Raw genomic sequence first — 10735 nt, 5'->3', positions numbered from 1 at the left:
GCGGAACCGGGCGCGGTACTCCGACGGCGCGACCCCGAGCCGTCGGTGGAACGTGCGGCGCACCTAAGCCGAAGCCGGCGGGTACAGGGAACGCGGCAGTTGGGAAGCCGCTGCCCCGTCCAGCAGCCACAGCGTCCTGCTGCGGCCATACGCACCCGCCGCAGGAGCCTGGATCTCGCCCCCGCCCGAGAGGGCGATCGCCGCCGCCTGGGCCTTGTCCTCCCCGGCCGCCAGGAGCCACACCTCACGGGCGGCCCGGATCGCCGGCAGCGTCAGCGTCACCCGTGTCGGCGGCGGCTTCGGCGCGCCGTGCACGCCGACGACCGTACGTTCCGTCTCCCGGACCGCCGGCAGCTCCGGGAACAGCGACGCCACGTGCGTGTCCGGGCCGACGCCCAGCATCAGCACGTCGAACGTGGGGACGGGGCCGTGGTTCTCCGGACCCGCCGCCTCCGCCAGTTCCTCCGCGTACGCGGCCGCCGCCGCGTCCACGTCGCCGCCGTGCGGGCCGTCCGAGGCGGGCATCGCGTGCACCCGCTTCGGGTCGAGCGGCACGGAGTCGAGCAGTGCCTCCCGCGCCTGCGTGACATTGCGCTCCGGGTCGCCCTCGGGCAGGAACCGCTCGTCGCCCCACCACAGGTCGATCCGGCTCCAGTCGACGGCGTCCCGGGCGGGCGCCGCGGCCAGCGCGGCCAGCAGGCCGTTGCCGTTGCGGCCGCCCGTCAGGACCACGGACGCCGAGCCCCGGGAGGTCTGCGCGTCCACGATCCTGGTGATCAGCCGGGCCGCCGCGGCCTGCGCCATCAGCTCCTTGTCCCGGTGGACGACCAGTTGCGGTGCCGTACTCACTTCGTCGTCGCCTTCCGTACCGGTTCCAGCCTGGGCGGCTCCTGCCCCACCGGCTCCTGCTTCCCCGGCTCCTGCTTCACCGGTGCCTGCGCCGTCGCCTCCGCAGCGGGAGCTTTCGCAGCCGCTTCAACGGGAGCGGGGAGGGCGAGTCGTGCCCGCCCGTCACTTTTGGGCACCGACGGCACCGACGGGACCGACGACGAGGCCTTCAGCCGGTCCACCCCGTACCGCAGCGCCGACGCGTACGTGTCGTCCGGGTCCAGCCGCCGCAGCTCCTCCGCGATCAGCTCGGCCGTGTCGCGGCGCTTGAGCGCCACCGCCCGGTCCGGCTGGCCCTCGATGGAGAGGGTGGCCAGGGAGCCGTCGGCCCGGTCCAGGGTGATCGGGCCGCAGTTGGTGTCCATGCGGACCGCCGTCAGACCGGGTCCGCCGGACAGCGAGCGCTGCACGGGCACGTCCAGCCGGTCCGCGAGCCACATCGCCAGCAGCTCGCAGCTCGGGTTGAACTCCTCGCCCTCCACCTCGACGGCCCTGACCTCGCACGCGACCTGGTCGAGCGCGGCGGCCAGCATCGAACGCCAGGGCGTGATGCGGGTCCAGGACAGGTCCGTGTCGCCGGGCGTGTAGGTCCCGGACCGGGTGGCCAGGTCCCGGACGGGCTGCTCGGAGGCGTACGTGTCGGTGACGCGGCGCTGCCCGAGGGCCCCCAGGGGGTCCTTCGCCGGGTCGAGCGGCGCGTTCACCGGCCACCACACCACCACCGGGGCGTCCGGCAGCAGCAGCGGCAGCACCACCGACTGGGCGTGGTCGACGACCTCGCCGTACAGCCGGAGCACCACCGTCTCACCGGTGCCGGCCTCCGCGCCCACCCGGACCTCCGCGTCCAGGCGGGACTGCGTACGGTCGCGGGGCGAGCGGGAGACGCGCTTGATGACCACGAGCGTGCGCGAGGGGTGCTCGCGCGAGGCGTCGCTCGCCGCCTTCAGCGCGTCGTAGGCGTTCTCCTCGTCCGTCACGATGACCAGCGTGAGCACCATGCCGACCGCCGGGGTGCCGATCGCCCGGCGGCCCTGCACCAGCGCCTTGTTGACCTTGCTGGCGGTGGTGTCCGTGAGGTCTATCTTCATGGCCGGCGCCAGCTCCGTCCGTGTCGCTCGAGCATTTCGTCCGCCTCCACGGGCCCCCAGGTACCGGCCTGGTACTGCGCGGGCTTGCCGTTCTTGTCCCAGTACTCCTCGATCGGGTCGAGGATCTTCCAGGACAGCTCGACCTCCTCGGTGCGCGGGAAGAGGTTCGAGTCACCGAGCAGAACGTCCAGGATGAGACGCTCGTACGCCTCCGGGCTGGACTCCGTGAAGGACTCGCCGTACGCGAAGTCCATCGACACGTCCCGGATCTCCATCGACGTGCCCGGCACCTTCGAGCCGAAGCGGACCGTCACGCCCTCGTCCGGCTGGACGCGGATGACGATCGCGTTGGAGCCCAGCTCCTCGGTGGCGGTCGTGTCGAAGGGGGAGTGCGGGGCCCGCTGGAACACGACCGCGATCTCGGTGACGCGGCGGCCCAGGCGCTTGCCGGTGCGCAGGTAGAAGGGGACACCCGCCCAGCGGCGGTTGTCGATCTCCAGCTTGATCGCCGCGTACGTGTCGGTCTTCGACGAGGCGTCGATGCCGTCCTCGTCGAGGTAGCCGATCACCTTCGCGCCGCCCTGCCAGCCCGCCGAGTACTGCCCGCGGACGGTGTCCCGGCCCATGTCCTTCGGCAGCCTCACCGCGCCGAGGACCTTGGTCTTCTCGGCGGCCAGCGCGTCCGCGTCGAAGGAGGCCGGCTCCTCCATGGCCGTCAGGGCCATGAGCTGGAGCAGGTGGTTCTGGATGACGTCACGGGCGGCGCCGATGCCGTCGTAGTAGCCGGCCCGGCCGCCGATGCCGATGTCCTCGGCCATGGTGATCTGCACGTGGTCCACGAAGGACCGGTTCCAGATCGGCTCGAACATCGTGTTGGCGAAGCGCAGCGCCAGGATGTTCTGGACGGTCTCCTTGCCCAGGTAGTGGTCGATGCGGAAGACCTGGTCCGGGGCGAAGACCTCGTGGACGACCTTGTTGAGCTCCTCGGCCGACTCAAGGTTGTGCCCGAACGGCTTCTCGATGACCGCGCGCCGCCAGGAACCGCTCGTCTGGTCCGCCAGCCCGTGCTTCTTCAGCTGCTGGATGACCACCGGGAAGGACTTCGGCGGCACGGAGAGGTAGAAGGCGAAGTTGCCGCCCGTGCCCTGTGCCTTGTCGAGCTCCTCGATCGTGGAGCGCAGCCGCTCGAACGCGTCGTCGTCGTCGAACGTGCCCTGCACGAAGCGCATGCCCTGGATGAGCTGCTGCCAGACCTCCTCGCGGAAGGGCGTGCGGGCGTGCTCCTTGACCGCGTCGTGCACTTCCTGCGCGAAGTCCTCGTGCGCCCACTCACGGCGGGCGAAGCCCACCAGCGAGAAGCCCGGCGGCAGCAGACCCCGGTTGGCGAGGTCGTACACGGCGGGCATGAGCTTCTTGCGGGACAGGTCGCCCGTGACGCCGAAGATGACCAGGCCCGACGGCCCCGCGATACGCGGGAGCCGTCGGTCCGCGGGGTCACGCAGCGGGTTGCTGCTCGACACCTGTTCAGCCCTCCGAGGGGGCGAGGCGCTGAAGCTCGGCCTCGGTCGACTTCAGCAGGTCGGTCCAGGACGCCTCGAACTTCTCGACGCCCTCCTCCTCCAGCAGCCGCACCACGTCGTCGTACTTGATCCCGAGCTTCTCGACGGCGTCGAGGTCGGCGCGGGCCTGCTCGTAGGTGCCGGCGACGGTGTTGCCGGTGATCTCGCCGTGGTCCTCGGTGGCCAGCAGGGTGGCCTCCGGCATGGTGTTCACCGTGTTCGGCGCGACCAGCTCGTCGACGTACATGGTGTCCTTGTACGCCTTGTCCTTCACGCCGGTGGAGGCCCACAGCGGACGCTGCTTGTTGGCGCCGGCCTTCTCCAGCGCGTTCCAGCGGTCCGAGGAGAAGACCTCCTCGTACGCCTGGTAGGCGAGCCGGGCGTTGGCGATGGCGGCCTTGCCGCGCAGCGCCTTGGCCTCGTCGGTGCCGAGCGCGTCGATCCGCTTGTCGATCTCGGTGTCCACACGGGAGACGAAGAACGACGCCACGGAGTGGATCTGCGACAGGTCCAGGCCGCGCTCCTTGGCCTTCTCCAGGCCGGTCAGGAACGCGTCCATGACCAGGCGGTAGCGCTCCAGCGAGAAGATCAGCGTGACGTTGACGCTGATGCCCAGGCCGATGGTCTCGGCGATGGCCGGGATGCCCGCCTCGGTCGCCGGGATCTTGATGAGGGTGTTGGGCCGGTCCACCAGCCAGGCGAGCTGCTTGGCCTCGGCGACCGTGGCCCGCGTGTTGTGCGCCAGGCGCGGGTCGACCTCGATCGACACCCGGCCGTCCTGGCCGCCGGTGGCGTCGAAGACCGGGCGCAGGATGTCGGCGGCGTCACGGACGTCCGCCGTCGTGATCATGCGGATGGCCTCTTCGACGGTGACCTTGCGGGCGGCGAGGTCGGTCAGCTGCGTGTCGTAGCCGTCGCCCTCGGAGATCGCCTTCTGGAAGATCGTCGGGTTGGTCGTGACGCCCACGACGTGCTGCTGGTCGAGCAGCTCGGCGAGGTTGCCGGACGTGATCCGCTTGCGGGACAGGTCGTCCAGCCAGATCGCGACGCCTTCCTCGGAGAGGCGCTTGAGTGCGTCTGTCATGGAAATTCCATCTCCTACGTGTCGTATATGAGCGTCAGCGCTGAGCTGCGGCGATCGATTCCCGCGCGGCGGCGGCCACGTTCTCGGCGGTGAAGCCGAACTCGCGGAAGAGGACCTTGCCGTCGGCGGAAGCACCGAAGTGCTCCAGGGAGACGATGCGGCCCGCGTCCCCGACGTACTTGTGCCAGGTCAGACCCACCCCGGCCTCCACCGCGACACGCGCGCGGACGGACGGCGGCAGGACGCTGTCCCGGTACCCCTGGTCCTGCTGCTCGAACCACTCCACCGACGGCATCGACACCACCCGCGTGGGCACGCCGGCGCCCTGGAGCTGCTCGCGCGCCTCGACGGCGACGTGCACCTCCGAGCCGGTGGCGATGAGGATGACCTCGGCGTCGCCGCCCTCGGCCTCGAACAGGACGTAACCACCGCGCGCGGCGTCGTCGTTGGGCGCGTAGGTCGGCACGCCCTGACGCGTCAGCGCCAGACCGTGCGGCTGGCCCTTGCCGAACTCCTTCGTCCAGCGGCGCAGGATCTCGCGCCAGGCGATCGCGGTCTCGTTGGCGTCCGCCGGGCGCACGATGTTCAGGCCCGGGATGGCGCGCAGCGAGGCGAGGTGCTCGATCGGCTGGTGCGTCGGGCCGTCCTCACCGAGGCCGATGGAGTCGTGCGTCCACACGTACGTCACCGGCAGGTGCATCAGCGCCGACAGCCGCACGGCGTTGCGCATGTAGTCGGAGAAGACCAGGAACGTGCCGCCGTAGATCCGGGTGTTGCCGTGCAGCGCGATGCCGTTCATCTCCGCGGCCATCGCGTGTTCGCGGATACCGAAGTGGATCGTGCGCCCGTACGGGTCCGCCTCCGGCAGCGGGTTGTCCGCCGGGAGGAAGGAGCTGGTCTTGTCGATCGTGGTGTTGTTGGAGCCCGCCAGGTCGGCCGAGCCGCCCCACAGCTCCGGGATCACCGCGCCGAGCGCCTGGAGGACCTTGCCGGAGGCGGCACGCGTGGCCACGCCCTTGCCCACCTCGAAGACCGGGATCTTCTCCTCCCAGCCGGCCGGCAGCTCGCCCCCCGCGACCCGGTCGTACTCGGCGGCGCGCTCGGGGTTGTTGTCCCGCCACTGCTGGAAGGATTTCTCCCACACCGCGCGGGCGGCCTGGCCCCGCTCGATCGCCTTGCGGGTGTGGGTGATGACCTCGTCGGTGACCTCGAAGCTCTGCTCCGGGTCGAAGCCCAGGACCCGCTTGGTCGCCGCGACCTCGTCGTCGCCCAGCGCCGAGCCGTGCGCGGCCTCGGTGTTCTGGGCGTTCGGGGCGGGCCAGGCGATGATCGAGCGCATCGCGATGAACGACGGCCGGTCCGTGACGGCCTTGGCCTTCTGGACCGCCTCGAAGATCGCCGCCGGGTCCAGGTCGCCGTTGGCCTGCGGCTCGACCCGCTGCACGTGCCAGCCGTAGGCCTCGTACCGCTTCACCGTGTCCTCGGAGACGGCCGTCTCGGTGTCGCCCTCGATCGAGATGTGGTTGTCGTCCCACAGCAGGATCAGGTTGCCGAGCTTCTGGTGGCCGGCCAGCGAGGACGCCTCGGCGGAGATGCCCTCCTGCAGACAGCCGTCACCGGCGATGCAGTAGATGAAGTGGTCGAAGGGCGACTCGCCCTCCGGGGCCTCCGGGTCGAACAGACCGCGCTCGTAGCGGGCGGCCATCGCCATGCCCACCGCGTTCGCGACACCCTGCCCCAGCGGGCCGGTCGTCGTCTCCACACCGGTCGTGTGCCCGTACTCCGGGTGACCCGGGGTCTTCGAACCCCACGTGCGGAAGGCCTTCAGGTCGTCCAGCTCCAGGCCGAAGCCGGCCAGGTACAGCTGGGTGTAGAGGGTCAGGGACGAGTGGCCGGCGGACAGCACGAAACGGTCCCGCCCGACCCAGTCGGCGTCCGCCGGGTCGTGCCGCATCACCTTCTGGAAGAGGGTGTAGGCGGCAGGCGCCAGGCTCATCGCCGTACCCGGATGGCCGTTACCGACCTTCTGTACGGCATCGGCGGCCAGGACACGCGCGGTGTCGACGGCCCGCTGGTCCAACTCGGTCCACTCGAGGTCTGTGGTGGTCGGCTTGGTGCTCACCCTGGGTCAGGGCTCCTCTCCACATGTCGGATGCCGGTGTATCGGGGCGCCCACCGGCCGCAGTCGAGCCTACCCCCGTGGGACGTGCGTTCTTTCGAGTCACTCCAGAGTGCCGGGGCCGATCCCGATCCGCCTCCTGACTGGGCCGTACCGCATTCGACAGGTGAATACGGAGCCGCTCATCCGGGTGCTCAATCGAGCTTCGGCGTGCCCTTCGGAAGCCGCCTCCCAACACGAGTCGACCCCCGCGAATGTCCGACTCTGGGCAACGTCTAAAGTGGCGTGGTACGCGCGAGCCTTTACCGGGACTTCACACGGCTGAGGCTTGCTGGGATGTCTCTGTAGGGGTGTGCGTGACGGCCGTTGAATCCCGTCCAGCGGGGATGATCGGGACGGACCAGAGCCCGGCCCACCGGCCGTTCCGGGCCCGTGTCATGGCGTTCGTGGCTCTGACCAAGCCGCGGATCATCGAGCTGCTGCTGATCACCACGGTGCCGGTGATGTTCCTGGCGCAGCAGGGCGTGCCCGACCTGACGCTGGTGCTGCTGACGTGCGTCGGCGGGTACATGTCCGCGGGCGGCGCCAACGCCCTCAACATGTACATCGACCGCGACATCGACGCGCTGATGGACCGCACCTCGCAGCGCCCGCTGGTCACCGGCATGGTCAGCCCGCGCGAGTGCCTCGCCTTCGGCATCACCCTGGCGATCACCTCCACGCTGCTGTTCGGCCTCACCGTGAACTGGCTGAGCGCCTGGCTCTCCCTCGGCGCGCTCCTCTTCTACGTGGTCGTCTACACGATGATCCTCAAGCGCCGTACCTCGCAGAACATCGTGTGGGGCGGCATCGCCGGCTGCCTGCCCGTGCTGATCGGCTGGTCCTCGGTCACGAACTCCATGTCGTGGGCGCCGATCATCCTCTTCCTCGTCATGTTCTTCTGGACGCCGCCGCACTACTGGCCGCTGTCCATGAAGGTCAAGGAGGACTACGCGCGCGTGGGCGTGCCCATGCTGCCGGTGGTCGCCTCCAACAAGGTCGTCGCCAAGCAGATCGTGATCTACAGCTGGGTGATGGTCGCCGTCTCGCTGCTGCTGACCCCGCTCGGCTACACGGGCTGGTTCTACACCTCGGTCGCGCTGCTGGCGGGCGGCTTCTGGCTCTGGGAGGCGCACGGCCTGCAGAACCGCGCGAAGGCGGAGGTGACGGGCGCGAAGCTCAAGGAGATGCGCCTGTTCCACTGGTCGATCACCTACGTGTCGCTGCTCTTCGTGGCGGTAGCGGTCGACCCGTTCCTGCGCTGACGCGACGGACGTACGTCACACCGCCCTGCCCTCGCGAGTGGATCTACTCGTGAGTAGCATCCTGGTCATGGCAGAGACGCAGCAGGTTGACCCGAAGGCCGAGCGCAAGGTCGCCCGGCTCGCCAAGCAGATCACCTCCTTCTCCAAGGCCCACGGCGGCGCCGAGGGCCAGGTCGCCCACCTCGGCGAGCGCGGCGCCCGCATCGTCCTGGTCGGCGAGGACGGCAACTGGGGCGACCTGGTCGCCTCCTCCTTCGCGATCGCCGAGAAGGCGGTGGAGAAGTCGGGCATCACCCGCCACGAGTCCTTCGACGGCGAATTCGCCGCGAAGGTGAAGACGGGCCGCTACGAGTGGTCCCGCATGGCCGGTATCCAGGTAGGCGGCCCCAAGAACAACTGACCTTCTGGGGGCGCGGGGAACTGCGCGAGCAACCACAGACAACCCGCACCCGCCGGACAATCCCGGGCACCCCACCCCGGAACCGCGACCTGAACCCGGTTCACCCGTTAGGACCCACAGGAACAACAGGGTCCACACCGGGAGGCCCGGATGATCGAAACGCCGTCACTGGTGGACCAGTACTGCCACGGAGTACTCCGCACGGAGCTGGGCCTCGGCACCTTCGAGGCCCACCTCTCCCGCACCGAGGGCCCACCCGCCGCCGGCACCACCCTCTTCGACACCCAGACCGGCTTCGCCGTGCGGCGCTGGTGTCCGCCCCTGCTCGGCCTCGAACCGCACTGCCCGCCCGCCCGCTACCTCGCCCGTCGCCGCGAACTGGGCGTCCTGGAGTCCGGCCGCCGTCTCCTGCGCGGCAGCGGCATCACGACCTACCTGGTCGACACCGGCCTGCCCGGCGACCTGACCGGCCCCGGGGAGCTGGCCTCCGCCGGGTCGGCCAAGGCCCACGAGATCGTCCGTCTGGAACTGCTCGCCGAGCAGGTCGCCGACACCTCCGGAACCGTCGAGTCCTTCCTCGCCAACCTCGCCGAGTCGGTGCACGCCGCGGCCGCGCACGCCGTCGCCTTCACCTCGGTGGCCGGCGTACGGCACGGCCTCGCGCTCGCTCCCGAGCCGCCCGGGCCGGGAGAGGTGCGGGGAGCCGTCGGCCGCTGGCTCGCCGGGCGCGGGGTCGGCGGGGAGCTGAGCGACCCCGTGCTGCTGCGGCACCTGCTGTGGAGCGCGGTCGCCTCGGGGCTGCCGCTGCAGCTGCACGCGGGACTCGGCGCGCCGGGTCTGCGCATCGACCGTACGGACCCGGTGCTGCTGACGGACTTCGTCCGGGCCACGGCCGGGCTCGGCACGGACCTGGTCCTGCTGCACGGCTACCCGTACCACCGGCACGCCGCCCACCTCGCCGGCGTCTTCCCGCACGTCTACGTCGACTCCGGGGCCGCCCTGGTCCGCACCGGCGCCCGCGCCGCGACGGTCCTCGCGGAGATCCTGGAACTCGCCCCCTTCGGCAAGATCCTGTTCTCCACCGGCGCCCAGGGCCTGCCCGAACTGCACGTGGTGGGCGCCCGCCTCTTCCGTGAGGCCCTCGGCCGGGTGCTGGGCACCTGGGTCGCCGAGGGCGCCTGGTCACTGACCGACGCGCAGCGGGTGGCGGGGATGCTGGCGTCGGGGAACGCGCGGCGGGTGTACGGGCTCGACTAGAGCCCTGGATCAGGCCTTGGTCAGGGTCGCCTCGGTCGCGGGACCGGGCACGTCGGCCACGACCTCGGACCGCTCCCGCAGCGACAGCACCACCCGCACCACCCAGATCCACATCACGGCCGAGCCGAACATGTGCAGGCCGACCAGGACCTCGGGCAGGTCGGTGAAGTACTGGACGTAGCCGATGACGCCCTGCGCGAGCAGGATCAGGAACAGTTCGCGGGTGCGGTGCAGCGGGCCCTTGGGCGCGTCGACCGCCTTGAGGACGAACCACAGGGCGAAGGTCAGCGTCACCACGATCCACGCGAGCACGGCGTGCAGCTTGCTCACCGTCTCCCAGTCGACCGGCATCCGCTCGACCTCGCTGGAGTCGCCCGCGTGCGGACCCGCGCCGGTGACCACCGTGCCCACCAGGATCAGCAGCACGGCCGCCGCCACCAGGAACCACACCAGCTGCTGCACGGCCTTGCCGACCAGCGGGCGCGGCGGCGCGTCGCCCTCCCGGGTGCGCTGCCACATCACCGTGGCCACCGCGATCAGCGCCGACGTCGCCACGAAGTGCGCCGCGACCGTGTACGGGTTGAGTCCCACCAGCACGACGATGCCGCCGAGGATGGCGTTGCTCATCACGATCCAGAACTGGGCCCAGCCCAGCCGGACCAATCCGCGCCGGTACGGCTTCCGCGAGCGCGCGGCGATGATCGCCCAGCCGACGGCGGCGCACAGCACGTACGTCAGCATGCGGTTGCCGAACTCGATGGCGCCGTGGACGCCCATCGCGCTGGTGGCGGTGAGCGAGTCGTCGGTGCACTTGGGCCAGGTCGGGCACCCCAGGCCCGAGCCGGTCAGCCGTACGGCACCGCCGGTGACCACGATGAGCACCGACATCAGGATCGCGGAGAGGGCCGCGCGCTGGACCGTACGGGGTTCCGGTGTCCAGCGCTCGGCGATGAAGGCGAGCGGGTTGCGCAGGGCCGCCCTGGCGTCGGCGGGGGTCACTTTTGGCACGCGACCCATCGTAGGCCGCCGCTTGTGC

Annotated in this window: 9 protein-coding genes; 3 read left to right on the top strand and 6 right to left on the bottom strand. The window is 70.6% G+C overall.

Annotation, left to right across the window (positions count from 1 at the left end; genetic code table 11):
- Positions 1-63: 63 nt before the first annotated feature.
- Genes pgl through tkt form a run of 5 tightly spaced genes read right to left on the bottom strand, consistent with a single transcriptional unit; the run spans position 64 to position 6741 of the window.
- Entirely contained in the window at positions 64-849 is a 786-nt protein-coding gene (gene pgl, locus ABZ948_RS36755) for a 6-phosphogluconolactonase (RefSeq protein WP_359767130.1), read from the bottom strand.
- A complete protein-coding gene (gene opcA / locus ABZ948_RS36750; RefSeq protein ID WP_359767128.1) occupies positions 846-1976 on the bottom strand; it encodes a glucose-6-phosphate dehydrogenase assembly protein OpcA in 1131 nt (376 codons plus the stop codon). The genes pgl and opcA overlap by 4 nt, the downstream gene beginning before the upstream one ends.
- Entirely contained in the window at positions 1973-3496 is a 1524-nt protein-coding gene (gene zwf / locus ABZ948_RS36745) for a glucose-6-phosphate dehydrogenase (protein ID WP_359767126.1), read from the bottom strand. Before zwf ends, opcA begins: the two co-directional genes overlap by 4 nt.
- Before the next feature lie 4 nt (positions 3497-3500).
- A complete protein-coding gene (tal, locus tag ABZ948_RS36740) occupies positions 3501-4619 on the bottom strand; it encodes a transaldolase (protein WP_359767124.1) in 1119 nt (372 codons plus the stop codon).
- 34 nt (positions 4620-4653) lie between these two features.
- Positions 4654-6741: a transketolase gene (gene tkt / locus ABZ948_RS36735; protein ID WP_359767122.1), complete on the bottom strand. Its 2088-nt coding sequence runs from the start codon at positions 6739-6741 to the stop codon at positions 4654-4656.
- A 383-nt stretch (positions 6742-7124) separates the two neighbouring features.
- Here tkt and ABZ948_RS36730 point away from each other — a divergent pair, with 383 nt between their 5' ends.
- The 3 genes from ABZ948_RS36730 to ABZ948_RS36720 all read left to right on the top strand — a co-directional run bounded on the left by ABZ948_RS36730 (position 7125) and on the right by ABZ948_RS36720 (position 9699).
- Positions 7125-8042, top strand: a complete 918-nt coding sequence (locus ABZ948_RS36730) for a heme o synthase (RefSeq protein ID WP_359767121.1) — start codon at positions 7125-7127, stop codon at positions 8040-8042.
- Positions 8043-8109: 67 nt separating this feature from the next.
- Positions 8110-8442 carry a hypothetical protein gene (locus ABZ948_RS36725; protein WP_359767119.1) on the top strand — a complete coding sequence of 111 codons (333 nt, stop codon included), beginning with the start codon at positions 8110-8112 and terminating at the stop codon, positions 8440-8442.
- 150 nt (positions 8443-8592) lie between these two features.
- The gene (locus tag ABZ948_RS36720; protein WP_359767117.1) at positions 8593-9699 is read left to right on the top strand and encodes an amidohydrolase family protein; all 1107 of its coding nucleotides are present in this window, start codon (positions 8593-8595) and stop codon (positions 9697-9699) included.
- A 9-nt stretch (positions 9700-9708) separates the two neighbouring features.
- Here the strand turns inward: ABZ948_RS36720 and ABZ948_RS36715 are convergent, their stop codons facing one another.
- Positions 9709-10716, bottom strand: coding sequence for a COX15/CtaA family protein (locus ABZ948_RS36715; RefSeq protein WP_359767115.1), 1008 nt, complete (start codon positions 10714-10716; stop codon positions 9709-9711).
- Positions 10717-10735 lie beyond the last annotated feature (19 nt).

It is taken from the genome of Streptomyces olindensis (assembly GCF_040645895.1).
Taxonomy (GTDB): Bacteria; Actinomycetota; Actinomycetes; order Streptomycetales; family Streptomycetaceae; genus Streptomyces; species Streptomyces olindensis.
Note: the sequence above shows the minus strand (reverse complement) of the source record. Positions and strands in the feature narration are given on the sequence as shown.

Coding starts and splice junctions, on each gene's coding strand:
- opcA (WP_359767128.1), bottom strand. CDS start 1,976: ATGAAGATAGACCTCACGGACACCACCGCCAGCAAGGTCAACAAGGCG.
- ABZ948_RS36725 (WP_359767119.1), top strand. CDS start 8,110: ATGGCAGAGACGCAGCAGGTTGACCCGAAGGCCGAGCGCAAGGTCGCC.
- ABZ948_RS36720 (WP_359767117.1), top strand. CDS start 8,593: ATGATCGAAACGCCGTCACTGGTGGACCAGTACTGCCACGGAGTACTC.
- ABZ948_RS36730 (WP_359767121.1), top strand. CDS start 7,125: ATGATCGGGACGGACCAGAGCCCGGCCCACCGGCCGTTCCGGGCCCGT.
- tal (WP_359767124.1), bottom strand. CDS start 4,619: ATGACAGACGCACTCAAGCGCCTCTCCGAGGAAGGCGTCGCGATCTGG.
- ABZ948_RS36715 (WP_359767115.1), bottom strand. CDS start 10,716: ATGGGTCGCGTGCCAAAAGTGACCCCCGCCGACGCCAGGGCGGCCCTG.